The 25,313-nt window shown below is 49.8% G+C and carries 30 protein-coding genes; 15 read left to right on the forward strand and 15 right to left on the reverse strand.

What is annotated here, in order from left to right; genetic code table 11:
* Positions 1 to 90: 90 nt before the first annotated feature.
* From ACTRXI_RS05580 to ACTRXI_RS05615, 8 genes are all read left to right on the forward strand, one after another.
* Positions 91 to 570: a DsrE/DsrF/DrsH-like family protein gene (locus tag ACTRXI_RS05580; RefSeq protein WP_474261469.1), complete on the forward strand. Its 480-nt coding sequence runs from the start codon at positions 91 to 93 to the stop codon at positions 568 to 570.
* Between the two features lie 63 nt (positions 571 to 633).
* On the forward strand, positions 634 to 861 hold the full coding sequence (locus ACTRXI_RS05585; protein ID WP_474261470.1) for a sulfurtransferase TusA family protein: 228 nt from the start codon (positions 634 to 636) through the stop codon (positions 859 to 861).
* 27 nt (positions 862 to 888) lie between these two features.
* The gene (locus ACTRXI_RS05590; protein WP_474261471.1) at positions 889 to 1,701 is read left to right on the forward strand and encodes a sulfite exporter TauE/SafE family protein; all 813 of its coding nucleotides are present in this window, start codon (positions 889 to 891) and stop codon (positions 1,699 to 1,701) included.
* A 64-nt stretch (positions 1,702 to 1,765) separates the two neighbouring features.
* Positions 1,766 to 2,149, forward strand: coding sequence for a DUF302 domain-containing protein (locus tag ACTRXI_RS05595; protein ID WP_474261472.1), 384 nt, complete (start codon positions 1,766 to 1,768; stop codon positions 2,147 to 2,149).
* A 92-nt stretch (positions 2,150 to 2,241) separates the two neighbouring features.
* The gene (locus tag ACTRXI_RS05600; protein WP_474261473.1) at positions 2,242 to 2,556 is read left to right on the forward strand and encodes a rhodanese-like domain-containing protein; all 315 of its coding nucleotides are present in this window, start codon (positions 2,242 to 2,244) and stop codon (positions 2,554 to 2,556) included.
* 31 nt (positions 2,557 to 2,587) lie between these two features.
* Positions 2,588 to 3,997, forward strand: coding sequence for an MBL fold metallo-hydrolase (locus tag ACTRXI_RS05605; RefSeq protein ID WP_474261474.1), 1,410 nt, complete (start codon positions 2,588 to 2,590; stop codon positions 3,995 to 3,997).
* A gap of 78 nt (positions 3,998 to 4,075) precedes the next feature.
* On the forward strand, positions 4,076 to 4,639 hold the full coding sequence (locus ACTRXI_RS05610) for a class I SAM-dependent methyltransferase (RefSeq protein ID WP_474261475.1): 564 nt from the start codon (positions 4,076 to 4,078) through the stop codon (positions 4,637 to 4,639).
* A 122-nt stretch (positions 4,640 to 4,761) separates the two neighbouring features.
* Positions 4,762 to 5,982, forward strand: coding sequence for an MFS transporter (locus ACTRXI_RS05615; protein ID WP_474261476.1), 1,221 nt, complete (start codon positions 4,762 to 4,764; stop codon positions 5,980 to 5,982).
* Positions 5,983 to 6,004: 22 nt separating this feature from the next.
* On the opposite strand, the gene ACTRXI_RS05620 is transcribed toward ACTRXI_RS05615, so the two are convergent.
* The 3 genes from ACTRXI_RS05620 to ACTRXI_RS05630 form a co-directional block, all read right to left on the reverse strand.
* Entirely contained in the window at positions 6,005 to 6,475 is a 471-nt protein-coding gene (locus tag ACTRXI_RS05620) for a GNAT family N-acetyltransferase (protein WP_474261477.1), read from the reverse strand.
* A gap of 113 nt (positions 6,476 to 6,588) precedes the next feature.
* A complete protein-coding gene (locus ACTRXI_RS05625) occupies positions 6,589 to 7,212 on the reverse strand; it encodes a cell wall hydrolase (RefSeq protein WP_474261478.1) in 624 nt (207 codons plus the stop codon).
* A gap of 167 nt (positions 7,213 to 7,379) precedes the next feature.
* Positions 7,380 to 8,912 (reverse strand): BCCT family transporter, encoded by a 1,533-nt coding sequence (locus ACTRXI_RS05630; protein ID WP_474261479.1) that lies wholly within the window; start codon positions 8,910 to 8,912, stop codon positions 7,380 to 7,382.
* Positions 8,913 to 9,309: 397 nt separating this feature from the next.
* On the opposite strand from ACTRXI_RS05630, the gene ACTRXI_RS05635 reads away from it, so the two are divergent.
* Both ACTRXI_RS05635 and ACTRXI_RS05640 read left to right on the forward strand, forming a co-directional pair.
* Positions 9,310 to 10,473, forward strand: a complete 1,164-nt coding sequence (locus ACTRXI_RS05635; protein WP_474261480.1) for an acyl-CoA dehydrogenase family protein — start codon at positions 9,310 to 9,312, stop codon at positions 10,471 to 10,473.
* A gap of 132 nt (positions 10,474 to 10,605) precedes the next feature.
* Positions 10,606 to 11,472, forward strand: a complete 867-nt coding sequence (locus tag ACTRXI_RS05640; protein WP_474261481.1) for an SDR family oxidoreductase — start codon at positions 10,606 to 10,608, stop codon at positions 11,470 to 11,472.
* Positions 11,473 to 11,515: 43 nt separating this feature from the next.
* On the opposite strand, the gene ACTRXI_RS05645 is transcribed toward ACTRXI_RS05640, so the two are convergent.
* Together ACTRXI_RS05645 and ACTRXI_RS05650 are read right to left on the reverse strand one after the other, a co-directional pair.
* On the reverse strand, positions 11,516 to 12,580 hold the full coding sequence (locus ACTRXI_RS05645; protein WP_474261482.1) for a sulfite oxidase: 1,065 nt from the start codon (positions 12,578 to 12,580) through the stop codon (positions 11,516 to 11,518).
* A gap of 17 nt (positions 12,581 to 12,597) precedes the next feature.
* Positions 12,598 to 13,467, reverse strand: a complete 870-nt coding sequence (locus ACTRXI_RS05650) for an SMP-30/gluconolactonase/LRE family protein (protein ID WP_474261483.1) — start codon at positions 13,465 to 13,467, stop codon at positions 12,598 to 12,600.
* 136 nt (positions 13,468 to 13,603) lie between these two features.
* Here ACTRXI_RS05650 and ACTRXI_RS05655 point away from each other — a divergent pair, with 136 nt between their 5' ends.
* The 3 genes from ACTRXI_RS05655 to ACTRXI_RS05665 are packed head-to-tail and all read left to right on the forward strand — an operon-like array spanning position 13,604 to position 15,635.
* Positions 13,604 to 14,044 (forward strand): MarR family winged helix-turn-helix transcriptional regulator, encoded by a 441-nt coding sequence (locus ACTRXI_RS05655; RefSeq protein WP_474261484.1) that lies wholly within the window; start codon positions 13,604 to 13,606, stop codon positions 14,042 to 14,044.
* Positions 14,035 to 15,000 carry a ring-cleaving dioxygenase gene (locus ACTRXI_RS05660; RefSeq protein ID WP_474261485.1) on the forward strand — a complete coding sequence of 322 codons (966 nt, stop codon included), beginning with the start codon at positions 14,035 to 14,037 and terminating at the stop codon, positions 14,998 to 15,000. The genes ACTRXI_RS05655 and ACTRXI_RS05660 overlap by 10 nt, the downstream gene beginning before the upstream one ends.
* Positions 15,001 to 15,026: 26 nt before the next feature.
* Positions 15,027 to 15,635 carry an alpha/beta hydrolase gene (locus ACTRXI_RS05665; protein WP_474261486.1) on the forward strand — a complete coding sequence of 203 codons (609 nt, stop codon included), beginning with the start codon at positions 15,027 to 15,029 and terminating at the stop codon, positions 15,633 to 15,635.
* 50 nt (positions 15,636 to 15,685) lie between these two features.
* On the opposite strand, the gene ACTRXI_RS05670 is transcribed toward ACTRXI_RS05665, so the two are convergent.
* Positions 15,686 to 15,961: a GNAT family N-acetyltransferase gene (locus tag ACTRXI_RS05670; protein ID WP_022792514.1), complete on the reverse strand. Its 276-nt coding sequence runs from the start codon at positions 15,959 to 15,961 to the stop codon at positions 15,686 to 15,688.
* 177 nt (positions 15,962 to 16,138) lie between these two features.
* On the opposite strand from ACTRXI_RS05670, the gene rpsN reads away from it, so the two are divergent.
* Positions 16,139 to 16,408 carry a 30S ribosomal protein S14 gene (gene rpsN / locus ACTRXI_RS05675; RefSeq protein ID WP_022792513.1) on the forward strand — a complete coding sequence of 90 codons (270 nt, stop codon included), beginning with the start codon at positions 16,139 to 16,141 and terminating at the stop codon, positions 16,406 to 16,408.
* A gap of 57 nt (positions 16,409 to 16,465) precedes the next feature.
* On the opposite strand, the gene ACTRXI_RS05680 is transcribed toward rpsN, so the two are convergent.
* Complete coding sequence (locus ACTRXI_RS05680) at positions 16,466 to 17,077, reverse strand: flavodoxin family protein (protein ID WP_474261487.1); 612 nt, start codon at positions 17,075 to 17,077, stop codon at positions 16,466 to 16,468.
* Positions 17,078 to 17,220: 143 nt separating this feature from the next.
* On the opposite strand from ACTRXI_RS05680, the gene ACTRXI_RS05685 reads away from it, so the two are divergent.
* Positions 17,221 to 18,021, forward strand: coding sequence for an SDR family NAD(P)-dependent oxidoreductase (locus tag ACTRXI_RS05685; protein ID WP_474261488.1), 801 nt, complete (start codon positions 17,221 to 17,223; stop codon positions 18,019 to 18,021).
* A gap of 67 nt (positions 18,022 to 18,088) precedes the next feature.
* Here ACTRXI_RS05685 and qoxD read toward each other — a convergent pair whose 3' ends face one another.
* From qoxD to ACTRXI_RS05725, 8 genes are all read right to left on the reverse strand, one after another.
* Entirely contained in the window at positions 18,089 to 18,454 is a 366-nt protein-coding gene (gene qoxD, locus ACTRXI_RS05690; protein ID WP_474261489.1) for a cytochrome aa3 quinol oxidase subunit IV, read from the reverse strand.
* Entirely contained in the window at positions 18,455 to 19,063 is a 609-nt protein-coding gene (qoxC, locus tag ACTRXI_RS05695) for a cytochrome aa3 quinol oxidase subunit III (protein ID WP_474261490.1), read from the reverse strand.
* Positions 19,060 to 21,009, reverse strand: coding sequence for a cytochrome aa3 quinol oxidase subunit I (gene qoxB, locus ACTRXI_RS05700; protein ID WP_474261491.1), 1,950 nt, complete (start codon positions 21,007 to 21,009; stop codon positions 19,060 to 19,062). The genes qoxC and qoxB overlap by 4 nt, the downstream gene beginning before the upstream one ends.
* Before the next feature lie 42 nt (positions 21,010 to 21,051).
* Complete coding sequence (qoxA, locus tag ACTRXI_RS05705; protein WP_474261492.1) at positions 21,052 to 21,990, reverse strand: cytochrome aa3 quinol oxidase subunit II; 939 nt, start codon at positions 21,988 to 21,990, stop codon at positions 21,052 to 21,054.
* Between the two features lie 376 nt (positions 21,991 to 22,366).
* Positions 22,367 to 23,083: an SAM-dependent methyltransferase gene (locus ACTRXI_RS05710; protein WP_474261493.1), complete on the reverse strand. Its 717-nt coding sequence runs from the start codon at positions 23,081 to 23,083 to the stop codon at positions 22,367 to 22,369.
* Between the two features lie 29 nt (positions 23,084 to 23,112).
* A complete protein-coding gene (locus ACTRXI_RS05715; protein ID WP_474261494.1) occupies positions 23,113 to 23,631 on the reverse strand; it encodes a MogA/MoaB family molybdenum cofactor biosynthesis protein in 519 nt (172 codons plus the stop codon).
* Positions 23,632 to 23,698: 67 nt separating this feature from the next.
* Positions 23,699 to 24,709, reverse strand: a complete 1,011-nt coding sequence (gene moaA, locus ACTRXI_RS05720) for a GTP 3',8-cyclase MoaA (RefSeq protein WP_474261495.1) — start codon at positions 24,707 to 24,709, stop codon at positions 23,699 to 23,701.
* Positions 24,710 to 24,725: 16 nt separating this feature from the next.
* Entirely contained in the window at positions 24,726 to 25,313 is a 588-nt protein-coding gene (locus ACTRXI_RS05725) for a molybdenum cofactor guanylyltransferase (RefSeq protein WP_474261496.1), read from the reverse strand.

The following is a 25,313-nucleotide window of genomic DNA, read 5'->3' on the forward strand; positions in this document are numbered from 1 at the left end:
AACGGGTAAATATCAATGAGAGTTTACGAAAAATTTTTCATTATTTTTATACCCCAACCCGTAAATGTATTTAACTTAAGGAGAGATTAGATGCAGGAAACCAAAAAGACCACCATTGTATTATTCAGCGGCGACTACGACAAAGCCATGGCAGCCTACATTATCGCCAACGGCGCCGCTGCGTACGATCACGAGGTCACCATTTTTCACACGTTCTGGGGATTGAATGCCCTCCGCAAACCGGAAAAGCAAAGCATCGTTAAAGGAAAACTCGAAGCGATGTTCGGCAAAATGATGCCCCGGGGAGCCGATCGCATGGGTCTTTCCAACATGAACTTTCTTGGCATTGGGCCAAAACTGATTAAGAAAGTCATGAAAAAACACAATGCCATGCCGCTGCCGGAGCTGATCGATATGGCCCGGGAACAGGACGTACGGCTGATCGGCTGTACCATGACCATGGATCTGCTCGGGCTTGATGAAAAAGAGCTGCGCGATGACATTGAATACGCCGGCGTTGCGGCCTATCTGGGCGAAGCGTCTGAAGGTCATGTGAATTTATTCATTTAAACTTCATTTTCTGGATGACTTCCTGGTACGAATCAAAAATTTAATTTAAAGGAGAAATAATAAATGGAACCAAAAACAACAATTGATGCTAAAGGACTTGCCTGCCCACAGCCGATTCTGAAAACCAAAAAAGCTATTAAAGACATGGAGAGCGGTGAGGTGCTTGAGCTGCACGCGACCGACAAAGGAGCGCAGAGCGACTTAACGGCCTGGACGAAAGCCGGCGGCCACGAACTGCTCGACCACAGCGAAGACAATGGCGTCTATAAATTCTGGATTCAAAAAGGCTAACAATATCGTCACCCGGGGAAGCCATGGATGTGCTTCCCCTCAAGGGAGGTTTTTCCATTGTCACTGCTGTTTATCGTCGTGATTTTCCTCCTGGGGTTTGTCGGTTCCTTTGTTTCCGGCATGGTTGGGATCGGCGGCTCGATCATCAAATACCCCATGCTGTTATACATTCCCCCGCTGCTCGGGGTGGCGGCCTTTTCCGCCCATGAAGTGTCCGGCATCAGTGCCGTTCAGGTCTTTTTTGCCACCATCGGCGGCGTCTGGGCGTACCGCAAAGGCGGCTATCTGAACGGCCAGCTGATTTTGTATATGGGCGGAAGTATTCTGATCGGCAGCTTTATCGGCGCCTATGCCTCGAATTTCTTCAGCGAAGCTGGCGTCAACATGGTGTATGCCCTGCTTGCGACCATCGCCGTGGTGATGATGTTTGTACCGAAAAAAGGCCTGGACGACCAGGACCTTACACGGATTACGTTCCATAAGCCTCTCGCCGCTGGATTGTCATTCGTGGTCGGGATCGGGTCCGGCATCGTCGGGGCCGCCGGCGCATTTATCCTCGTGCCCATCATGCTCGTCGTATTAAAAATCCCGACCCGGATGACGATCGCGACGTCGCTTGCCGTCACCCTGATCTCGTCCATCGGAGCGACCGTTGGCAAGGTGGCGACCGGCCAGGTGCTGTACGGCCCGGCCCTGATCATGATTGCTGCCAGCCTGATCGCAGCACCGCTCGGGGCCCAAGCCGGTCAGAAGGTCAACACGAAGCTTCTGCAAAGTATATTGGCCGTGATCATTTTAGCGACCGCTGTTCAAATATGGATCCAGATTATTAATGGATAAAACGTTTGCCACTATACAGTACCGGGTATTCGTCAGTATAGAGAACGAACAAGGAGGCATTTCTATGTTTCATTATACCGTCACCACCTCGAAGTCTGTCCGTACAGCCGTTGAGGATCTTGAAGCCAACCTGAAAGAAATTGGTTTTGGCGTGCTTTGGCATTTGGATCTGCAGGGCAAATTACAGGACAAAGGCATCGATTTTCCGGACCAGCACCGGGTACTTGAAGTGTGCAATCCGAAAGAAGCGGAGCAGGTCTTAAACCAAAATAAGCTGATCGGCAATTTTCTGCCATGTAAAATCACTGTGTACGAAGAAGAAGGATCCACGTATATCAGCATGCCCCGCCCCTCTGTATTGATGGAACTGGCCGAAGAACCAGCATTAACAGCGACAGCCGAGGATATCGAACAGCGCTTGAAGCAGGGCATCGATCAGACCGTGTAAAATTTTTTAGAAGCCTATATACCCTTATAGGTATTATAAACAGATAATTATTCGATCCACAAAGCAATAATCAAAATATGAGGTGATCCCCTATGACAGAAGAAAAACGCATCAAAGAAGTACAGCCAAAAGACGTTCAGCAGGAACTCGAACAAGGCAGCGGCGTCCAGGTGATTGACGTCCGGGAGGACGAAGAACTCGACGAAGGACGCATTCCTGAATCGGTTCACATCCCTGTGGGAGATATCTCTTCGCGGATGAACGAACTCGCCCCCACACAGTCCTATGTCACCGTCTGCCGCTCCGGGAAACGCAGTGCCCGGGCAGCCGAAGCCCTCCAGGACCATGGCTTTAACGTCCGCAGCATGGCGGGCGGCATGAACGAATGGACCGGAAAAACCGAGTAACATCTATTCTACCTTGAAGGAGCGATGATTCATGTATTTGAAATATTTTTATGACACGTCACTGGCCCAGGCATCCTATATGATCGGCTGCCAGGCGACCGGCGAGGCAGCCGTGATCGACCCGTCCCGTAACATTGAAGACTATCTGCAGATCGCCCGCGAACAGGGCTTCCGTATTACCGGAGCATTTGAGACCCATATTCATGCGGACTTTGTTTCCGGCGTGACCGAGCTTGCCCGCCGGACCGGCGCCACCATCTATTATTCCACCGAAGGCGCTGACAACGGCGGCTATGAATGGGACCAGGACCTGCCACTGCACGGCGTGACCCATGGGGACGAGATTTATGTCGGCAACATCAAACTGAGAGCTCTGCACACGCCGGGCCATACCCCGGAGCACGTTTCCTATGAGCTCACCGACGGAGCCGCCACCGATCGTCCGATGGGCGTATTTACCGGCGATTTTGTCTTCGTCGGCGATGTTGGCCGTCCGGATCTGCTTGAAAAATCCGTCGGTGTGAAGGATTCCGCGGATAAAGGGGCCCGCCAGATGTTCGAGTCCCTTCAGCAGTTCAAGGAATACGGGGATTATATGCAGATCTGGCCGGGCCACGGTGCCGGCAGCGCCTGCGGCAAAGCACTCGGCGCCGTCCCAACGAGCACCGTCGGCTACGAGCGGATGACCAATCCCGCGTTTCAGCCGACCGACGAGCAGGCCTTCGTGGACTTTCTCCTCGACGGCCAGAGCGAGCCGCCAACGTATTTTGCCAAAATGAAAGAAGTAAACAAGCAGGCTATGACCCCGCTCGCTGAGATCCCGGCGGCGGTGGAAATGCAGGGCACCGGCGATGACGTGGCCGCCCTGGCCGAGCAAGATCATACGATGGTCGTCGATACCCGCAGCGCCGCCACCTTCGCGATGGGAAGCATTCCGGGCACCATCAACCTGCCGTATCCCGGCTCCTTCGCCGAATGGATGGGCCGGCTGGCCGATTATGAGGCGGACATTTACCTGCTCGCTGATCCAGCCGACTACCACGAGCTGCGCCGGATTCTCACCGGCATGGGCATGGACCGCCTGAAGGGGTTCTTTGCCACTTCGATCGTCGCCAGCGCCTCGAACCTGCGCACGTACGTGAACGAAACGCCGAAGCAGGTCGAAGAGCGCCGCCGCCACCAGGATGTGCAGATTCTCGACGTCCGTTACCAGGACGAATGGGATCAGTCGCACGTGCCGGACGCGGTCCATGTGTCGCTCCAGCAGCTGCCAGACCGTACGAACGAACTTTCCACGGAGCAGCCGGTCGCGGTGCATTGTGCCTCGGGCAAACGCTCCGCGATCGCCGCCAGCATTCTCCAGAATCACGGCTTTGACGTGATCAACGTAGAGGGCGGTTTCATGAAATGGAAAAAAGATCAGCTCGAAACGACCAGCTGAGCGTAAAAACCGGCAATTAAAATATTGGGGGCTCTGTATAATGCAGGGCCCCCTTCCAATGTTCAAGGAGGAACGGATATGAGTCACCGCTTTGACCCCGCCAAGTCCAAAAAGCTATGGAGCGAAGAACGACAGCAGGCCCTTCCGATGTCGAAGCTGCTGCCGCTTATAAATATTCAGAAGACGGATGTGATCGCGGATATCGGTGCCGGGAATGGCTACTTCACCCTTCCGATGGCCGAACAGGCCCGCCACGTATACGCGGTCGATATCGAGGACCAGATGTTAACCGAATTGAAGGCCTATGCCGAAGAAGCCCGCGCCTCCAATATCACGCTTCTTTTATCCAGCCTGGAAAAACTTTCCTTATCAGAGGACCAGGTCCAAAAAATCGTTGTGGCCTTTGTGATGCACGAAATCGACGACATGGACCAGGTCTTCGCAGAACTCCGGCGCGTGCTGCAGCCCGGAGGCACCATTTTCTTTTACGAATGGGAAGCCGCCCCCACCGACTCCGGTCCGCCACTGGAAATCCGGCTGCCATCCGCCTCTTTTGCTCAAACGGTTGCGTCCTATGGTTTTACTACCACAACGCATGTTATCAACGACAGCCATTACATGGTAGAGGCTGTTGAAAGGTGAAGCTTTCCGCAAAAACTTTGTTGGAGAACGCTCTCATTCCAAGTTTACGGCTAAAACATTAAAGTCTTTACAGGAAAGATCCCGCAGATACCCCATTAATTATTAAGAAAGGAGGGGAAACGATGAAGACTACGACTTCTGCCATCGGAATTGTTGAAAATCGGCTTCCTTTTTTTCTATTGGTGCTGATCAACGTCTTTGTCGGCTCCATGGTGGGACTAGAGCGTACCGTTCTTCCGTTAATAGGCGAGGAACTGTTTGGCCTCGCCTCGGCCAGTGCTGCCCTGTCCTTTATTGTCAGCTTTGGGTTTTCTAAAGCCCTGGTCAACCTTCTGGCCGGTACGCTTGCCGACCGCTTTGGACGCAAGCAGATATTACTGGCTGGATGGGCTGCCGGTTTTTTTGTGCCCCTTCTGATTATTTTTGCCTCTTCCTGGTGGATGATTATCGTCGCCAATATCTTCTTAGGCATCAACCAGGGACTGACCTGGTCGATGACCGTGAATATGAAGGTGGACCTGGCGAAACCGACCCAGCGCGGGACAGCGGTTGGCCTGAATGAATTTGCCGGTTATATGGGCCTTTCCGTGATGGCCGCCGTTTCCGGCTATGTTGCTTCCACAACCTCGCTGCGTCCCGAACCCTTTCTTCTCGGCTTCGGTATCGTCGGTATAGGATTACTGCTTTCGCTATTCGTTCCTGATACGAGCAGACAGGTGGCACGTCAGACGGCTTCCGGAGAAGTCTCTCTGTCCTTTTGGCAGGCCTTTTCCCAAACCACCTGGAAGCAGCCGGCCCTGTCGAGCTTCAGCTTTGCCGGACTGACGACCAATCTTAAGGATGGCATGGCCTGGGGCTTGTTTCCTCTTTTCTTTGCGTCTGGCGGGTTACCTGTCAGTCAGATTGGCATTATTGTGGCAGCATACCCCCTCGCCTGGGGGATCACCCAATTGGTTACCGGTCCCTGGAGCGATGTGATCGGCCGCAAGCGCTTGATTGTTGGCGGTCTCTGGCTTCAGGCCTTTTCCCTTTGGGCCCTGCTTGCCGGTTCTTCCTACGGATGGTGGCTCGGAAGCTCCGTGCTGCTCGGTCTCGGGACGGCGATGGTGTATCCGGTCCTCATCGCCGCAGTCAGCGACACAGCTCCCGCTCCCTGGCGGGCCAAAGCGAACGGGGTGTACCGTTTCTGGCGGGACAGCGGGTATGCCTTCGGGGCCTTGCTCGCCGGCCTGTTCGTGGACACGCTGAACGCTTCATGGGCGATTGGCCTGGTGGCAATTCTTCCATTTGCCGCCGGCCTCGTCACACTTATACGCATGCAGGAATCATTAAACAAAATATGAATGCCCCGGCCGCAATTGATATTTACAGCATTTTTTCCATAACTACGACCCCGAACGGAGGGTGTCCTTCTCTGGCTGCAGTATATTCCCTGACTGCCCCGTAGCCCATCCGTTCATACATACGAATGTTTCCTGGCGTTGATGCCCGCACTTTACAATACACGCCTTTAAAATGTTCCTCTGCTGCGGTTTCCTCCACCCAGCGGACAAGTGCGGCAGCAGCGCCGTGGCCGCGATAGGATGGCCGGACCGATAAACGGTGAAAATAGATATATTCTTCCTCAGACCGAAAACGGATCATCGCTGCCGCTTCCCCGTCCTTCCACCAGACGGCCGCCCGCTCTCCCTGCTCCAGTCCAGACTGAATCGCTTCTGTCGTTTCCTCAATGGCTCCTGACGGCGGCGTTTCGTTCCTGTACTCCCAAAACGCTTCGTACATAATCGCGTTAATCAGAGCTGCTTCTGACGGTCCTGCTTCTTTAATTTCTTTCATTCTTTTCCTCCTGGCGCCTTCCGAGTCAATGCATATGATCATTTATCGTACCATATTTGTCTTTGTTGTTCAGGCACCAAAAAAAGAACCTGCGCTGTCGCAGGTTCTTCTCATCAGCTTGCAAAAACGTGCTGGCCGATAGATAAATTCGGGGAGCGTGTCCAAATCCAATCAGAGGTGACATCCTCTGGATTGTAGTAATACATCGAACCATAGGACGGGTCATAGCCATTCCATGCCTGCCTGACCGCTTCATATGCTGTCTGGTCCGGTGTCATGCTGTACTGTCCGTCAGCTACTGCAGTAAAAGCATTCTGCTGCTGAATGACGCCGTTTACGTTATTCGGGAATTCTGCAGATTCAAGACGGTTTAAAATAACCGCTGCCACACCTATCTGCCCTTCGAATGATTCTCCGCGGGCTTCCCCGTATACCGCCTTCGCAACTGACGTAACTTCATTTATGCGGCTGGTTGTCTGCGGACCCGCCGCACCGTCCACGGTTAAACCAAAATCACTTTGAAACTGCTGCACTGCCTGTGTTGTTGCTGAGCCGTAATAACCGGTCGCATTCGTATGTAAGTATCCCATCTGTATTAAATCCTGCTGAAGCGCCGTTACTTCCGGTCCCTGTGCTTCCGTTTCCAGCATAGATGCCTTAGTGACAGCCGGTGAAGCGAAAATAAAGATTGTAGCCATGATTGCAAAAATAGTACTGAATAATAATTTCTTTTTCACTTTTTCACCTCCAAACACAATTGTATCCAAAAAATTCAATTTTCTAAACAAATTTCCTTCGTTTCAGGAAAAGTATATAACAAGGTACTAAGTGCTGGTATTAAACTGTTCCAATTTTTACCAATAAAAAAAGACTCCCCATGAAAATGGGAGTCCTGAACTTTATTTTAAGAAGCTTTGTCCGGTTTGTCCGTATTTTTACTTTTATCCTTCGTTTCAATATCTGTTTCTTCTCTCAGCGCTTTAAACAGCGAGTAGACCATCAGTATCATCACAATAGAAAATGGGAGCGCTGATATGATCATGACGTTCTGCAAAGCATCTATTCCTCCGGAATAAAGCAGAACGGCCGCTGTAGCCGAGAGCATAATTCCCCAGATAAACTTTACGACTGCGGACGGATTTAATGCCCCGTTCGATGTCTGCATACCAAGCACAAACGTTGCAGAATCGGCAGACGTAATAAAGAAAGAAATAATCAAAAGGAGTGTAATAACAGACAACACCGTGCTAAGCGCGTAATTATCAAATACGCCAAAGATGGCTTCCTCGGCAGCCAGGGAGGAAATGTCTGCGAGACCAGTGCTCTGGACGTTTAATGTAGCACCGCCAAACAGGGAGAACCAGATAAAGCTGACAATCGACGGAACCAGAATAACGCCAATGGTAAATTCCTTCAATGTCCGCCCTCTCGATACACGGGCAATAAATATACCCACAAATGGCGACCACGAGATCCACCAGGCCCAGTAGAAGATGGTCCACGCATTAATCCATTCCCTCGCGCTGTCGGACGTCGGAGCGATCCGGAAGCTCATGCTCGGAAGCGACTGCAGATACGTGCCGATCGTATTTGTGAACAAATTCATGGAAAATAACGTCGGGCCGACAAAAATCATTAAAATAAACAGAATGACCGTTAAGTATATGTTCGCATTACTCAGGAACTTGATTCCTTTATTTAAACCGGTATACGCTGACACCAGGAACAGCACGGTAATAACAATAATAACAATCAGCTGCACCGTATAATTGTTCGGGGTATCAAACAAATACGCCATACCGCCGGACACCTGCGCTGCTCCGATACCAAGGGTAGTTGCAATACCTGATACCGTTGCAACCAATGCAATAATGTCCACTACTTTTCCGCCGATGCCTTTTTCGTTCATAATCGGGCTGAGCATGGCGCTTACCATGCCCGGGGCGCCGCGCCGGAACGTAAAATACGCAAAACAGATAGCCGTAATACCGTAAATCGCCCACGGGTGTATCCCCCAGTGCAGGAACATGTAACGCATGGAATCAACAAGCGCCTGGTCCGTTCCGACCTCTGCTTCCGGGGCGTTCGTGGCATAGTGCGATACTGTTTCCGCCCCGCTCCAGAATACAAGCCCTACGCCCATGCCGGCGCTGAACAGCATGGCAAACCAGGTGGGATAGCTGTATTCCGGCCGGTCCTCAGGTCTTCCGAGACGGATATTTCCATACCTGCTGAAAATAAAGTAAATACACAAAAGCACAAACGCCGATACAATTAAAAGATAATACCACCCAAAACGGTTTGATACGAATGTCTGCACTGCGGAAGTGGCATTAAAAAACGATTCCGGGACTGCAACTCCGACAACCGCCATAATAAGTAGTATTACCAGGGCTCCGTAAAAAACAAAGCCTACTCTTGGTTTTTGATTGTCCACGATGGGGACCCCTTCCTGTTTATGTATGCTGAAATTTATGGAACTTTTGCATTATGCAGAATCAAACGAAAAATAACAAATACACTAATTTCATAGAATTTACCGTAATTCGCGGTATTTTGTGATTACGTGAGATAACCTCATTATATAATCATATCACCGTCTATATCGCGAATTAACTGTTTTTTCCGGAAAAATAATGAAAGGACGGTAGGTTTTCTTACGCTATTTTTCTTTCTTTAAGCCTTACACCACCGCAAACACGCTTCATTATCCTTTATTTTCCTAATGCAAGCTGTTTTTTTGCTTCCACAGAGGGAATATGATTTCATATATATGCGTATAAAAATCCGACAACCTTATTCAAATAAAATTCCATCATTTTGGAGGCAGCAGTATGATTATGACCATCTTTTCCACAAAAGCCGAGCGGCTGCAGCAGCTCGAAGAAACGGTACGGGGATTCGCAGAACGGACAGAGGAGCATGACCAGAACGGCACCTTTCCAGTCGAAAATATCGATGCACTAAAAAGTATTGGCTATCCGGCCTTAACGGCCCCGGCTGCTTTTGGCGGCATTGATGCCGGCCTGCTTGAACTCGTGGAAGCCCAGGAGCTTATCGCCCGCTACGACGGATCCACCTCGCTTGCTATTGGCTGGCACGTCGGGATCGTTAAAAATTTAAACGAAACACGGCCGTGGGAGGAGCATTTGTACAGCCATGTCATGAACAACGTCGTTGCAAACGGAGCCGTCCTGAACAATATCGCGACCGAAGCTGCGACCGGCAGTCCAACCCGCGGCGGCACGCCGGGCACTATCGCTGAGCTTCAACACAGCGAATGGGTGCTGAACGGACGGAAAACCTTCGCCACCATGTCGCCCGTGCTTGATTACTATATCGTAACGGCCCATATTGCGGAAGAAGATGCTACAGCCTACTTTGTTGTGCCAAAGGAAGCTGCAGGAATATCTATTGTCGACACGTGGGATTCAATTGCCATGCGCGCGACCGGCAGTCATGATGTTGTGCTTGAAAACGTCCGGGTGCCAGAAAACCATCTGGCCCAATATATCGTTCCCGGCAATAAACCGGCTGCCGGATGGCTTCTGCACATTCCTGCCTGTTACCTGGGAATTGCACAGGCCGCAGCTGATGAAGCTGCCCGTTTTGCTGCTTCCTACTCTCCGAACAGCATTAATGGAACGATCTCGGAGCTGCCGAACGTGCGGGAAAAACTCGGCCGGATGGAGCTCAAACTTCTGCAAAGCAGGCATTTCCTCCATTCTGTTGCGCTAAAATGGGATGAATCCAGCACCGAAACGAGACAGCAGATGAAAGGCGAATTAGGCGCAGCCAAAACGAGCATTGTAAACGAAGCCGTCGAAGTAGTTGACCTTGCCATGCGGGTTGCCGGGGCCAGAAGTCTTTCCGCTTCCAGCCCGCTGCAGCGTCACTACCGTGATATCCGCGCTGGACTTCACAATCCTCCTATGGACGATATGGTCATTGACCAGCTCGCCGGCCGGCTTCTGGGTTATCAGCCTCCTTCGTCCTAAGAAACCGCACGCAGCGGTTTCTTTTTTTATGCCGTTTCCTGCACCCCATTTCTATTATACGTTTGTAATATGCATCCTGATGGTATAAATAAAAATGTACGCATGATTTCAATATGAGAAAGGATGTTGCACATGGATCCTAGAGATATGCAGAACGGAAGCACCCCGAGACAGCGCCAGGACAAACAGCCGGGTATTGAATCGAAGATGGAGCCGCTCCCGGCTCATCCCACTGATTACCAGGGCACCGGGAAACTCAAAGGAAAAGCCGCGCTTATCACCGGCGGCGACAGCGGTATCGGACGCTCTGTAGCCCTTCTTTATGCCAAAGAGGGAGCCAATGTCGCCATTTCCTACCTTGACGAACACGACGATGCTGAAGAAACGAAACGCATGGTTGAAGCAGAAGGAGGCAGGTGCCTGCTGCTTCCCGGAGATATTAAAGAGGAGTCCCATTGTATCGATCTCGTGAAACAAACGGCGGAGGAGTTTGGCGGATTAAACATTCTCGTCAATAACGCAGCGATCCAGCACGTCCACGAAAACGTCGAGGATATCCCGTCTGATGAATTTGAGGATGTGTTCCGCACCAACTTTTTCTCCCAGTTTTATTTAACAAAAGCAGCAATGGATTATTTATCAGAAGGCGACTCGATCATTTCCACCTCTTCAATCAACGCCTTCCGCGGCAATCCAATTCTTATGGATTACTCCGCGACAAAAGGAGCGATCACTGCCTTTATGCGAAGCATCGCCCAGAGCCTCGCTTCGAAAGGCATCCGGGTGAACAGTGTTGCTCCGGGACCTGTATGGACACCACTTATTCCTTCTTCATTTAATGAAGACGGGGTGGAGGATTTCGGACAGGACACACTGATGAACCGTCCCGGCCAGCCATCAGAACACGCATGGCCATATGTGATGCTTGCTTCTGACGAAGCCTCCTACATGACCGGCCAGACGATTCATATTAACGGAGGCGCCTACACGTCTTCTTAATGCATAAAAAGGCTTCGAATCCACTGAGGATTCGAAGCCTTTTTTACTTTAGCTTGACCTGAATTGTTTCAACCGCATTATAGCCGTATCCCTTCTGATTCCAAAAGGCCTGCATTGGCTGCTGGCGGCCGCTGGCATCACAGGCTCTCGCCATTAATGTATATTCTCCGGCCGCAGCATCCTTCCACTCACAGAACCATTTCGTCCATGTGTACGGCGCGCTGCTTTGAGGCTCAAGCTGTGCCTCCACCCATGTCTGGCCGCCGTCCGTACTTACTTCGACCAGCTCGATGGCAGCCTCGCCCGACCAGGCAATGCCTTCTATTTCGTGCGTTCCTTCTTTTTTAATTTCCATATCGGCAGGAGACTGGATAATGCTATTTACATTCATGGTTGTCACCGGAAAAGCGTCCTTCCGGCTGTTTTTGTGAGGATAATAAACATAATCAATCGCCTGAAAGGGCCCTTCAAACGTTTCTTTACTCACCGTGACGCGCTCAATCCATTTCATGGAAGCCATCGCGTACCATCCCGGCACGATTAATCGAAGCGGAGCTCCGTGTTTAAAAGAGAGTGGCTGGCCATTGTATTCGTAGGCGATGATAGTATCCGGGTCCATCGCTTTTTCCACCGGCAGGCTCCGGGTGTAGGTGTAGACATCCTTTTTGTCAGGACGTTCTCCCGCGTCTCCTGCAGCAGTGATAACTTCCACGGCTGCTTCCTTATCCCAACCGGCTTTCCCAAGCAGGGTTTTCAGCGGCACTCCCCTCCATTTCCCCTGACTGATGGCTCCTTTTCCCCATGGCTCACCGAAGGTTTTGGGCTCAAATAAACTTCTTTTGTTCCCTGCACATTCAAGCACTGTTTCTACTGTCCGTGATGGGAGCGCCTGAATATCCTCGAGCGAAATAAACCCCGGGCTGTCCACGAGCCCGTCAATTGTAAAACCCGTCGCCGGCTCCTGCGGGTACGAAAAGTGATTGCGCCGGTAGAACAACGAAGAATGCACGTGTTCGTTTCCGACAAATGGAATCGGTGTCTCCTGATTTTCCGGCTCAAGGCTTAACGTTTTTAGATACAACTCTTCCGGAGCTTTTTTTGAACACATATTCTCTCCCTTCTTTTTCAGCCGCCAAACGAGTAGGTTGGCATGCCCGGCACCTCGGTACGGATATGAAACAGTCCACCTGCATGTGGTTCTTCGCGAAGCTCCTCTTCAGAAAGCTCCCCTCTCGCTGTTGTAATGTACAGATCCTTTAAATCTTCGCCGCCAAATACACAGGAGGTCGTTCTCTGGGCCGGCACGGTCACTGTTTCCAGACGTTCACTCGTCTGTGGATTCCAGCGTTCAACTTTTCCGAGGCGATGCAGTGCAATCCAAAGCATGCCTTCCTGATCTATGCACATCCCGTCCGGGGAGCCTTCCTGAAACGTAATCGCTGTCCGTTTGCCCGTGATTTCCCCCGTAGCAGCATTCAAGTCATATGCCATGACTTTTTTGGTCGGTGTGTCGATGTAATACATCATGCTTCCATCTTCCGTCCATGCCAGTCCGTTTGAAATAGTGACGCTGTCAAAAATCGTATCGAGGCTCATATCTTTATTCAGGCGGTATAAAGCAGCTTCCCCTGTGCCGCGTCCGACCGCCATCGTTCCAGCCCAGAAGCGTCCGGATGGGTCACATTTACCGTCATTAAACCGGTTGCCCGGCTTGTCTGCTTCCGGATCTATAATTGCTTCCTTCTCCCCGGAAACGAGATCGTAGGAATAGAAGCCATCCCTAAGGGCAAGCATCATTCCCCCTTTTTCTCTCGGCACCGCAGCACATACGTGCTGATCGAGCTTACGTTCATAGTGCCGTCCTGAAGCAGGATGATATTCCATCAATTTAAACCCATCAATATCAACCCAGTATAAAACGCCGCGCCCGGCGTCCCAGCTCGGGCCTTCCCCAAGCTCTGCTTTCTGATCTATTACAAGTGCTGCTTCTCTCATCCTGTTTTCCTCCTCTTCATTATTCTAATGTTCTTCTTCCCCGTCCTTTCTATGTTTAATGCCGCTAAAAGCAACTTTCTTTACTTTTCATCAGTTTAAAGTTAAACTGACAGCAGTTATAAAGGAGTCAATGCTTATGAATAAAACCAGACTGGGCCTGCTGCTGTGGTTTCGGCTCGCACGTGTATATGAGCAGAACCTCAGCCGCTCAGCCGCTCATTTAAAGCAGGCGGGGCTCAGCCCGCCGCAGTTCGATATCCTTGCGCAGGTGCACGCCCATCAGCCGATTACCCAAAAGGAGCTCGCGGGTAAGCTGTTTGTTACGAAAGGAAGTGTCACCTATCTTTTGAAAAAGCTCGAGAAAGAAGGACTTGTCACGCGCAGACAGACCTGGAAAGAAAAACATATTTCCCTGACCCCGCAAGGACTTGCCGCCCTTGAAGCAGTTGCTCCGGGGCAGGAAGATTTTCAGGCCGCCCAGTTTGACGGTCTGACAGATGCAGAAAAACGGGAACTGCTGCGGCTGCTCCGCAAACTGCAGAAAACAACAAGGGAGGAGAAATCATCATGCAGCTGAAAGGTATTCACCACGTCTCTTCATTAACAGCAAACGCCCGCCGTAATGTCGATTTCTATACGAACGTTCTCGGCTTGCGGCTCGTCAAAAAAACGGTCAATCAGGACGACACGTCTGTCTACCATTTATTCTACGGGGACGAACGGGGTAATCCCGGCACTGAAGTTACTTTTTTTGAAATCCCAATGGCCGCCTCCAACAAGCGCGGCACCAACAGTATTACGAATGTCTCTCTCCGTGTGCCCGGGGACCGCGCACTCGAATACTGGAAACAGCGGTTTGAAGAGCACTCTGTACAGCACGGTGATATTCAGAAGCAGGCGGGACGGCTCGTCCTGCCATTCGAAGACCCCGAGGGCCACCGGATGCAGTTCGTGTCTGATGAGCACGATCAGGGCGTGGAACCCGGCATTCCGTGGGAGCATTCAAATGCCTCCCGCGCAAACGGAGCCACCGGTCTCGGTCCGGTCCGTTTAACCGTTAAAACAGCTGAACCGACGGCCGCGGTGCTGAAGGATATAATGGGTTTTTCCGAAATTCAATCCTATCCTCACCCAGATGATACCGATCTGCCGGACATTCGTGTCTTTGAAACAGGAAAAGGAGGGTCCGGTGCCGAAATTCATATAGAAACCCGCAGCGACCTGTCTGCCGAGCGTCAGGGGCGGGGTGCTGTGCACCATGTAGCTTTCCGGGTGGAGAATGCAGACGAACTGCAGCAGTGGATTGAACGTATTAAAAACGCCCGGCTTCCGAACTCCGGATTCGTGGAACGCTATTATTTCCAATCGCTGTACTTCCGCGAACCAAACGGCATTCTTTTTGAACTGGCTACCGACGGTCCGGGATTTGAAGGGGATGAATCGTTTGAACACCTGGGAGAGAGCCTTGCCCTGCCGCCTTTTCTTGAACCCAGGCGTTCAGAAATCGAAGCACGTTTAAAGCCGATTGATTAAGTAATCAGGGACGGAGGAGAGGTTTGATGAAGCACATATTTCAACCAGGCAGCAGCACTGCCCCGACTATTTTAATCCTGCACGGCACCGGGGGCACCGAAAAGGATTTCCTCGAAGCAGGGCGGCTGATTGATCCGGAAGCCAACATCTTAAGTGTCCGCGGCAACGTGGTCGAAGACGGCATACACCGCTATTTCGCCAGGCTTGCCGACGGCTCGATTGACGAAAAAGACCTGATTTTCCGTACCCAGCAGCTTCATCAATTCCTCGAGGAAAGCGCCGGCCGCTATCATTTTAATCTTCATACAATTATCGTGTTCGGTTATTCCAACGGAGCTACCATGGGAGCGAGCCTGCTTTTTCATTATGCGCGCTCAGTCACCCGGGCTTTTCTCCACCACCCGATGGTGCCACGACGGGATGTGCCTCTTCCCTCCCTTTCCGGCAGCAGCATTTTTATCGGCGCCGCTACAAATGATCCCATCTGTCTCCCGGAGGAGGCTGAAACCCTTTATCACCTATTTGAAGAAGCAGGGGCTTCAGTAGAACTCTACTGGGGGCATGAAGGCCACCAGATTACCACAGAAGAAATAGAGGCCGGTGCCACGTGGTATCAACGCGTCATACAGGAATAAACAAGGCAGCATAAAAAAACTGCCTCCCGTTCAGGGAAGCAGTGCTGCTGTTACTGCGTTTCAAGCACCTGCTTGAAATCGTCGTTTTCTTTGATTTTTTCTTCCGCATAAGGGCAGCGGGGAACGATCGTTTTGTTTTCCGCTTTTGCTTTTTCCACCACATTGCGGACCAATTCTTTTCCTACGCCTTTTCCTTGCTCTTCATCGATTACTTTGGTACTATCGATGACAATGCTTTGTTCACCTTCTTCAAAAAATGAAATGTCACCAATAACCTTGCCATCCTGCTCGGCAGTAAATCTGTTATCATAATGTTTTATTTCCATGAAAAGAAACTCCCTTCGTTTAAACGTTGTTACTAAATAATTCATTACCGTTTCCGGCGGATCATAAACATCGGAAACAATAACAAGAAGCCTTTACACATATCGAGGCAGCTGTTATGATGAAGTATGTGCTTAAAAATATGAATGCCACGAATATTATGAAAAGGAGTGAGAACCTTGGCTAAACAATCTAAACTCGCAAAAGAGCGTAAGCGCGAAGAAACGGTAGCGAAATACGCTGAACTCCGCCGTGAGTTAAAAGAAAAAGGCGATTATGAGGCACTGCAGAAGCTTCCTCGTGACGCTTCTCCAACACGCCTTCACAATAGATGTTCGATTTCCGGTCGTCCACACGGCTATATGCGTAAATTCGGCATGTCCCGTATCGCTTTCCGCGATCTGGCCCACAAAGGTCAGGTACCAGGCGTTAAAAAAGCAAGCTGGTAAGCCGTTCTTACTAAAAAAAGCAGCCGATTGGCTGCTTTTTTTGTGTCTTTTTATTCGTTACGTGTTGCCTTTGGTTGGAATAGGATTTTCTTTTAAAATTGTGCCCACATGCAGCATATTGTACGCCAGTTTAGGAATGTGCTTTTGAACGAATTCGCTTTTAATGCCCTCTGCTTCAATAAACGAAGGCCCCGGTCCGGCTTCACCGACCCAGTAGCAGTTTGGACGCGGCGGAAGCGTAAAGCCTAAATGGGACAAGCCGAAGACAATAGACTGAATGGCGTGTTTGGCACCGTCTTCGTTCCCTGTGGCTACTACTCCGGCAACCTTGTCGTAATAGATTCCCTGCCCTTTTTCGTTTGTATGGCTGGCTGATCCATTCAGCCGTTCTATCGCTTTTGTAATCATACTGCTTTTTTCCCCGAGCCATACCGGTGTCCCAAGCAGCACCAGTTCCGCTTCCTCAATCTTCGCCTGAATAGACGGCCAGTCGTCTCCTTCTCCTAGATCATCTGCGACTCCGTAAGGGATATTGTAGTCCGCCAGACGGATTTTCTCCACCTGCACCCCTTCCTCTTCCCAAATCTGCATGACTTCATCTGCCAGTGCGTCTGTGTTCGACGTATGAGAAGAATCCTTTAACGATCCGTTTAAAAACACTGCTTTCATCGTTTCACCTCTTTTTATAGTTGATGCTTCCTTATGTACCCCGAAGTTTCCTTATATAATCTTCCATTACCCCGGCTTTCGTTTGCTTCCTCCCCCCTGCGGGTAAATACAGGCAGAATACTTTATACATGGAGGAATACATAATGATGCCATTTGCCGAAAACGCACTGCAAAATGAACACGCCCTTGTGACCGGAAGTACACGGGGCATTGGAAGAGAAACAGCCATTACGCTTGCCCGCATGGGAGCTGATGTTACAGTTACCGGCCGAAACAAAGAAAAACTGGAAGAGACCAAACAGCTGATCCTCGATGCACAGCCGCAGGCCCGTGTATTTGTCTATCCTGCAGATATCACTGATGCTTCGGCTCGCAGTGATCTGGTAAAAGCAGCTGAAGGTGCACATGGGTCGTTGAGCCTCCTGGTAAATTCAGCAGGCGTACTAAAACGTAAATTTGTTGATGAGCTCGAGGAATCGGATCTGCAAGAAATGATGGACGTAAACTATACCTCCACCGTTCTTTTAACCCAGCTTGTGTACAAACGCATGCAGGAGCAGAAGAAGGGTGCGATTGTGAACGTTTCTTCTCTTTCCGGTTTACGCGGGACTCCGGGTAACAGCGCGTATTCTGCTTCAAAGTTTGCGATCACCGGCTTCACCCAGTCCCTTGCGCTTGAAGCTATTGAACATGGTATCCGGGTTAACGCGGTTTGCCCTGGCTATGTGCAGACAGAAATGGTGGAGCAGCTCATGCAGACAAAGGCTGAAGAAACCGGCAAAAGCCTCGAAGAACAAATGCAGGCGTCCGCTGACAGTCTTCCGTCCGGGCGGATGACCCAGCCGGATGAGGTCGCCAATACTATCGCCTACCTGTTAACAGACGCTGCCTCCAACATTGTTGGAGAAGCCGTAAAAATTTCCGGCGGAAGCGTCGTACACTAAATCTTTTCGTATCATTCTTCAAACACAAAAAAGCCTGTCCCACACTTTCGGGACAGGCTTTTTCTATTTAATGCTCTGAATGTTCTTCTCCTCCAGAACCGCCGCCGGAGCCGCCGTTCATATCCATATCGTGCATGCCAAAGGACATTACCCAGATGGAGCCTGCGATAACTACCGCTGCGATGAAAAACCCAAATAGGATGTTTCCATACTGCGGTACTGGGTTTTTCTCCGCAATGTGCATGAACATGACAAGCTGAAGCACGGCCTGGATAACTGCGAGTATCATAATGATTGCAATAATCCATGGCACTGGAAGTCCGGACATCACAGTTGTGTAAGCAGCAACGAGCGTCAAAACAATAGAGGCGATAAAGCCAATAATGTGTTTGACGGGGATGCCTGACTCACTGTGTTCTGTGTGTTCACTCATTTAAACCACCATCCCTATCAGGTAGACGGCTGTAAAGATGAAAATCCATACAACGTCCAAAAAGTGCCAGTACAGGCCGATGACAAATGTTTTTCTTGCCGTCGTCGGCGTTAAGCCAATACGAACCAGCTGAATAATAATCGCTGTACACCAAAAGACACCAAGCGTTACGTGAAGTCCGTGCGTACCGGTGAGCGTAAAGAACGCTGACCAGAATGCACTTGATTGAATCGTTGCACCTTCGTGAACGTAGTGTACGAACTCATAAATTTCAAAGCCAAGGAAGCCAAGACCTAAAGCCAGCGTGATGCTAAGCCATATAAGAAGACCCTTTAAGGATTCTTTTCTCATCATATGAATCGCTATCCCACACGTAAAACTACTTGTTAAAAGCAGAAACGTCATGGCAAGAGCCATTGGCATTTCAAACAATTCCGGTGCCGGAGTAGCGTCGCCATAGCGGCCGAACAAAACGGCGTAGGTGGCGAAGAGCGTGGAGAAGAGTACCACCTCGGCTGCAAGAAAGATCCAGAAGCCAAGAATGGTAAGCGTTCCTTCTTCTTTTCGGTACTCAAGAGGCCCGGTTTTTAATTCCGCGTGTTCACTCATTCTTTACGCCCCCTTGCCTGCTCCTCAGTACGTTTAATTTCATCAATAGGGACGTGATACCCTTCATCATAGTCGAAGGAGCGAATAACCATGCAGATAATAATTCCGATGAGTCCCGGAATTGCAAGCCAGAACCAGTGCCAGACAAGACCGAAGCTTGCTACAAACATAATAGCTGACATGATGATTGGCATTCCCTTGTAGCTCGGCATGTGAATCGGCTCGAGCTTGGATTCATCGTACGTTGTAGCACCTGTTTCTTTCATATCCCAGTACGCTTCGTGGCTGTTCACGTATGGAACTGTTGCAAAGTTGTAGTGCGGTACAGGCGTTGTTGTGGCCCATTCGAGCGAACGCCCGTCCCAGGCGTCCCCTGTTTTTTCCCGTGGTTCGTAACGAAAGCTGTAATAAATGTTGAACGTAAAGATAACAAACCCTGCTGCGAGAATGAAGGCACCGGTAGTAGACAGCAGGTTAAGCGGCATCCATTCCGGTTCAATCGTATACGTCCGGCGCGGCATTCCCATAAGACCGAGGAAAAACTGCGGCAAAAACGTAATATTAAAGCCGATGACGGTCAGCCAGAAGCTGACTTTCCCGATCTTTTCGTTCATCTTATGACCAAACATTTTCGGGTACCAGTACGTAAGACCGGCGAACATTCCAAACAATGTACCGGCGATCAGCACATAGTGGAAGTGGGCAATCAGGAAGTACGTATTGTGGTACTGGTAGTCAGCGGAAGCCATACCGAGCATAACCCCGGTAACCCCGCCGATGGTAAAGTTCGGTATAAAGGCAAGCGCCCACAGCATCGGAACATTAAACCTGATCCGTCCTTTATACATTGTCCCAAGCCAGTTGAATATCTTAATCCCGGTAGGAACGGCAATCAGCATGGTCGTAATGGAGAATAGTGAGTTAACTCCTGCTCCGGCCCCCATCGTAAAGAAGTGGTGGACCCAAACGACGAAACTCAATCCGGCAATAACAACCATGGCGTAGACCATCGCTTTGTAACCAAACAGCTGCTTTCTGGCAAACGTTGAAATAACTTCAGAGAAAACACCGAATGCAGGAAGAATAACGATATATACTTCCGGGTGTCCCCAGAGCCAGAAAAGGTTCGCCCACATCATCGGCATACCTTCACCGGCTAAGGTAAAGAAGTGGGTGCCAAAAATGCGGTCCATCGTCATCAGAGCCAGCGCAATTGTTAAAATTGGAAAGGCGAAAATAATGATAATGGATGTAATAAGTGCCGACCACGTGAAGATAGGCATTTTCATCAGCGTCATGCCCGGCGCACGCATCCGCAGGATCGTGACAAGGAAGTTAATCCCCGTGGCAAGCGTACCGATACCGGACAGCTGCAGTGCTAATAAATAGTAGTTTTGGTTAATTTCCGGACTAAGCTCCGGCCCTGCCATCGGAACATAGCTGGTCCACCCGGCGCTTGGAGAACCGCCGATAACGAAAGATACGTTAAACAGCATGGCGCCGAAGAAAAAGGTCCAAAAGCTGAATGCGTTTAAAAATGGAAAGGCTACGTCCCGGGCCCCTATTTGGAGGGGAACCGCAACGTTCATCAAACCGATAATAAACGGCATCGCCATAAAAAGAATCATAACTGTTCCGTGCGTTGTAAAGATTTCATTATAGTGCACAGAATTTAAAAAGTTCATTCCCGGGAGCGCGAGCTGCGTCCTCATCATTAAGGCATCGACACCGCCGCGGAACAGCATGGCCAACGCAGCAATGATATACATAATACCGATTTTCTTATGGTCCACCGTCGTTAAGTATTCGTCCCACAGCCATTTCCATAGCTTGAAATACGTCAGAACAAACACAATACCCACCGTAACGAGGACAATGGAGGCCATCGCCCCGTAAATTAACGGCTCTCCGGTGACAAGAAAATCATTCCATATAAAATCCCACAAAGGATGTCACCTGCTTTCTATATTTATCATACTAAGCTTATTTTATTCTTCTTCCCACGGGCCGTCTTCACCGCCGTAAAGGGATACGTCTTCACCAAGGTCTCCGCTGTAGAGATCCGTAATATAACTTCTGCCGTCGTTTTGGCCAAAGTCAACGTACTCCAGGTGCGTGCTCGAGTATTCAGCCTCATCTGCAAGACCCGGCTGTAAATATTCGTTAAACCGTTCCTCCGTTAGTTCAGGAGCGTTATCTTGAATATCACTCACCCACTGATCGAACTCTTCTTCGCTTTCAGAAGTAACGGTAAACGTATGCTCTGCAAAGCCGGATCCGTTGTAGTTTGCATTACGGCCTGCAAATTCGCCTTGTTCATCTGCCTGCAGATACAGCGTATTCTGCATGCCGGCCATGTTGTATTTCTGACCGCCAAGCGCAGGTATCCAGAGTGCTGTCATAGAGTCAGCACCGGACAGTTTAAATTCGATTGGACGATTTTCCGGTATGTGTAAGTAGTTAACCGTCTCAATGTCCTGCTCAGGATAACTGAAATACCATTTCCAGTTTGATGTATCGGCATGTATTACCAACGGTTCCTGGTCATTGCTTTCTTCAGGAGGTTCTTCCAGAGCATACAATGAGGTCACTGTAGGTACCGAAAGAGCTGCTACAATAATAAATGGAATAACCGTCCAGACAATCTCGAGCGTGGTGTTTCCGTGCTGGTGAGGGTCATAGTCCTTGTCTGTCCAGTTCGGGCGTTCCCTAAACCGGATAATCATGTAGAAAAATAGCACAAAAACAACAATGACAATGACGGACATCAGTGTAATAGAAAAAATGATGAGTTCCTGCTGGGTTCTGGCCACCGGACCTTTAGGATCCAAAACTGTAATACCGCTGCAGCCGCTGGCGACGAGCAGCAAAGCAAACAACCCTGGTACCATAAACAGTCGTTTAAACCAGGAAACTAAGTTTTTCAAGCGCTTCACGCTCCTTCCTTTTTATTACCGACTTCTGTGATGAATAACCCCTCTCTCCATCAGCCACGGTTCATTCCGTTCATATGCAGAGCGCACCATTATCGTAGCAAATTTTTATGCCTCTCGTCATTTTTTCTCCGGCAAAATTTCAAAATTGACGATTTTTAAACACAAATATGTCATAAAACGTTCACTTCTATGCGCCTGTTGCTTAGAACCTTTATCATCGTATCCTAACGACTGCCAATTTTCAACCTGCGAAAGGCGGTTTTAGGACAAAATTACCGCCTGCCTGCGCATACGTTTACACCTTATTTTTATTCCATATAAGCCTGGGCACCGGGTGCCTTTTCTGTATATTAGAAAGAACGAGCCATCAGGCCCGTTCCTTTACCGCTTCAAGCAGCAGCATATTTGAATTAATAAGCACTTTCCGTTCTTCCCGGTACGTCGAAAACGACTGCGCTTGGCTCTCAAGCTTATACACCGTCCAGCCTTCGTACCGATCAGAAAGCTTTTGAATAATATCTTCGGTATCGAAATTCACTTCCATTTTTGCCGGAAGCTCCTCGTTCGTCTCCGCGTCTGTTTCATGAATCCCGGTGTTCATTAAAAATGCATGCACTCCGCCCTCAGCTGTGCCCTTCTGAAGTTTATCGATTAAATTCCAGAAGGTTTTTTCATCAGGTACGTGTTCGATGCTTGAAACTGCTATAATGCCGTCAAAATACGCCTCTTCTGGAGCATATTCTTCTATTTCCTGCTTCACCGGTTTAACTTCCTGTTCGACGCCGTATTCTTTGGCGTACTCCGTTAGCTGGGTGATGGCTTCGTCTAAAAAGTCCACGCACGTAACCTCACACCCCTGCTCCTGAAACTGTCTCGCGGCCGGTATGCTGTTACGGCCAATGCCGCACCCGAGGTCGAGCAGCCGGACGTCTTTTCCTTTTCGAATTCGGCCCAGGGCGTTAATAATACGGGAAGCTGGTTTTTTCATCCAGGTGCCTTCTTCAAATAAGTCATGCTGCTTGTAGTACTGACGGTGATATTCTTTTTCCGATGCCCTGATTTCCTCTAAACTTGGTTCTTTCACACAAGCACCTCTCTTGTTTTTCTATTTTTTTACAAATCGCGCTGTTTTACAGCCTCCCAAACCACGTGAGGCAGTTCAGGAATAATCAGTTTTTCCATCGCAAGCTTTACAGCACCGGAAGACCCGGGCATCGTAAATACCGGCTTGTGATCGATAATGCCGGCGGCAGCTCTCGATAAAATCGCCGAAGACCCGATGTCTTCCACGTAACTCAGGTAGCGGAACAGCTCCCCAAACCCAACAATTGCTTTATCAAATCTGGGCTCTACCGTTTCGATGGTAATATCCCGGTCCGCAATCCCGGTCCCGCCGTTAATCAGCACCGCTTCCGCCTCCGGGTGGACAAGCGCTTCGTTCAAACAATTGGTGATGGATGCCTGTTCGTCTGTCACTATTGAATAAAAACAAACCTCGTGGCCGTGGGATTCGAGCAGCTCATGAATACGTCTGCCGCTTTTATCCGTTTCTTCAGTCCGCGTATCACTTACGGTAATAACAGCGCATTGAATCTTTTTCTCTGCCTGCTCTTTATGTTCTTCTGTTGCCATAGAAGTCCCCTCCTTTATTTTTTTCTTAAAAAAAGAAGCCTTTTTCAGGCTTCCTCTTTTCTTCCTATTATCCCCCAATATAGGACATTTCAATCCGCTTACGGTTGCGTGCCGTTTCTTCGGTCCGCTCTTCCGAGTAACGGTCGGTCCGTCTGCCCCATATGCCGGCAATATTATTAAAGATCGTATCATCTGAATCCTCAGAACGAAGCTGATTCCGTAAATCGTACCCTTCGGTGGCAAACAGACACGTAAACAGCTTTCCGTCTGCCGAAATCCGCGCCCTTGTGCACGTAGAGCAGAACGATTCCGTAACAGACGAAATAACGCCGACTTCACCGCTGCCATCCTTATAACGGTAACGGTCAGCCACTTCACCGTAATACCCCGGATCCACGGGTTCAATCGGAAACGTCTGGTGAATCGTGTCGATAATATCTTTTTTCGTCACCACCGACCCAAAGTTCCAGCCATTGGTGCTGCCCACATCCATAAACTCGATAAAGCGCAGGTTGACGCCGCGCTGTTTAAAATACATAGCCATTGGAAGAATCTGTTCTTCATTCATCCCTTTTTTGACTACAGTATTCACCTTTACAGTAAGGCCTGCTTTTTTCGCTGCTTCAATGCCTTTCAACACAGGCTTCGAGCCGGTTTTTCTGCCGTTAATACTCGCAAACACTTCATCATCGAGGGCATCGAGACTGATGTTCACCCGCTGCAGCCCGGCGGCCTTCAATTTTTCAGCCTGGGCGGGCAGCATTACACCGTTTGTAGTTAAAGCGATATCTTTAATGCCTTCGATTTCCGTCAAACGGCGGATCAGTTCGGGCATGTTTTTACGAAGCAGCGGCTCTCCTCCGGTTAAACGGAGCTTCTCGACACCAAGACCCGCAAACAGGCGCGACACCCGGACGATTTCATCGAAGGAAAGCCGTTCATCCTGACCCATAAATTCAAAATCCGGGCCGAAAATTTCTGCCGGCATGCAGTAGGTGCACCGGAAGTTGCATTGGTCGATCACGGAAATACGCAGGTCACGAAGGGGACGGTTTAACTGGTCAGTTACATTGGTCATCGTATTCCCCCTCTCTCTATTTTACCTTTCTGTTTAACTCTTCAAGCTGCCGGACAGTATTAATATTTTCAAATGCCTCAGGGCGCCAGTACGTCTGATTGACGTCTACGACTCTTTCCCTGCCGCTGAATACATTTTTCATCCGGTAATCCCCGGCTTCGAGCTGGGCTCCTGCTATTGAAAGCAGATCCGCGTGGAACCATCCACAAGCGGGGGCCAGCCTTCCCCCAACCTCCGGGATAACCGCCTCTGTTTCCGGCGTAATATAAGAGGCCAGAAAACGCACCTCTTCCGCAGTGATAAGCGGCATGTCCACCGGAAGCATAAATACCCAATCTTCCTCTGTATAGGAAAGGCCGGTGAAAAGTCCGGCCAGCGGTCCCTTCTCTTTATGAGGCGGAAGATCTTCCCTGACCCTCACCCGCTCTCCGGCTTTAATTCTTCCGGCAAACGACGGATGAGAAATCAGCCAGATGGTTTTCACTTCAGTCTGAAGAGCCTCGACGGCCCGTTCATAAAAATACCTTTCTTTCCAGACAGCAAAGGCCTTCGGGGAACCAAACCGCTCCGACATGCCTCCGGTTAAAATAATTCCATCTGCCAC

This window comes from Marinococcus sp. LNHM4E3-1 (assembly GCF_056034405.1).

Excerpts from the sequence above, each read along its gene's own strand:
- ACTRXI_RS05580 (WP_474261469.1), top strand. The coding sequence starts at position 91 with ATGCAGGAAACCAAAAAGACCACCATTGTATTATTCAGCGGCGACTAC.
- ACTRXI_RS05610 (WP_474261475.1), top strand. The coding sequence starts at position 4,076 with ATGAGTCACCGCTTTGACCCCGCCAAGTCCAAAAAGCTATGGAGCGAA.
- ACTRXI_RS05685 (WP_474261488.1), top strand. The coding sequence starts at position 17,221 with ATGATGCCATTTGCCGAAAACGCACTGCAAAATGAACACGCCCTTGTG.
- ACTRXI_RS05605 (WP_474261474.1), top strand. The coding sequence starts at position 2,588 with ATGTATTTGAAATATTTTTATGACACGTCACTGGCCCAGGCATCCTAT.
- moaA (WP_474261495.1), bottom strand. The coding sequence starts at position 24,709 with ATGACCAATGTAACTGACCAGTTAAACCGTCCCCTTCGTGACCTGCGT.
- ACTRXI_RS05650 (WP_474261483.1), bottom strand. The coding sequence starts at position 13,467 with ATGAGAGAAGCAGCACTTGTAATAGATCAGAAAGCAGAGCTTGGGGAA.
- ACTRXI_RS05585 (WP_474261470.1), top strand. The coding sequence starts at position 634 with ATGGAACCAAAAACAACAATTGATGCTAAAGGACTTGCCTGCCCACAG.
- ACTRXI_RS05645 (WP_474261482.1), bottom strand. The coding sequence starts at position 12,580 with ATGTGTTCAAAAAAAGCTCCGGAAGAGTTGTATCTAAAAACGTTAAGC.
- ACTRXI_RS05655 (WP_474261484.1), top strand. The coding sequence starts at position 13,604 with ATGAATAAAACCAGACTGGGCCTGCTGCTGTGGTTTCGGCTCGCACGT.
- ACTRXI_RS05715 (WP_474261494.1), bottom strand. The coding sequence starts at position 23,631 with ATGGCAACAGAAGAACATAAAGAGCAGGCAGAGAAAAAGATTCAATGC.
- ACTRXI_RS05620 (WP_474261477.1), bottom strand. The coding sequence starts at position 6,475 with ATGAAAGAAATTAAAGAAGCAGGACCGTCAGAAGCAGCTCTGATTAAC.
- ACTRXI_RS05635 (WP_474261480.1), top strand. The coding sequence starts at position 9,310 with ATGATTATGACCATCTTTTCCACAAAAGCCGAGCGGCTGCAGCAGCTC.
- qoxC (WP_474261490.1), bottom strand. The coding sequence starts at position 19,063 with ATGAGTGAACACGCGGAATTAAAAACCGGGCCTCTTGAGTACCGAAAA.
- ACTRXI_RS05660 (WP_474261485.1), top strand. The coding sequence starts at position 14,035 with ATGCAGCTGAAAGGTATTCACCACGTCTCTTCATTAACAGCAAACGCC.
- ACTRXI_RS05665 (WP_474261486.1), top strand. The coding sequence starts at position 15,027 with ATGAAGCACATATTTCAACCAGGCAGCAGCACTGCCCCGACTATTTTA.
- ACTRXI_RS05680 (WP_474261487.1), bottom strand. The coding sequence starts at position 17,077 with ATGAAAGCAGTGTTTTTAAACGGATCGTTAAAGGATTCTTCTCATACG.
- ACTRXI_RS05640 (WP_474261481.1), top strand. The coding sequence starts at position 10,606 with ATGGATCCTAGAGATATGCAGAACGGAAGCACCCCGAGACAGCGCCAG.
- ACTRXI_RS05670 (WP_022792514.1), bottom strand. The coding sequence starts at position 15,961 with ATGGAAATAAAACATTATGATAACAGATTTACTGCCGAGCAGGATGGC.
- ACTRXI_RS05600 (WP_474261473.1), top strand. The coding sequence starts at position 2,242 with ATGACAGAAGAAAAACGCATCAAAGAAGTACAGCCAAAAGACGTTCAG.
- ACTRXI_RS05595 (WP_474261472.1), top strand. The coding sequence starts at position 1,766 with ATGTTTCATTATACCGTCACCACCTCGAAGTCTGTCCGTACAGCCGTT.
- ACTRXI_RS05590 (WP_474261471.1), top strand. The coding sequence starts at position 889 with ATGTGCTTCCCCTCAAGGGAGGTTTTTCCATTGTCACTGCTGTTTATC.
- ACTRXI_RS05615 (WP_474261476.1), top strand. The coding sequence starts at position 4,762 with ATGAAGACTACGACTTCTGCCATCGGAATTGTTGAAAATCGGCTTCCT.
- qoxD (WP_474261489.1), bottom strand. The coding sequence starts at position 18,454 with ATGAGTGAACACACAGAACACAGTGAGTCAGGCATCCCCGTCAAACAC.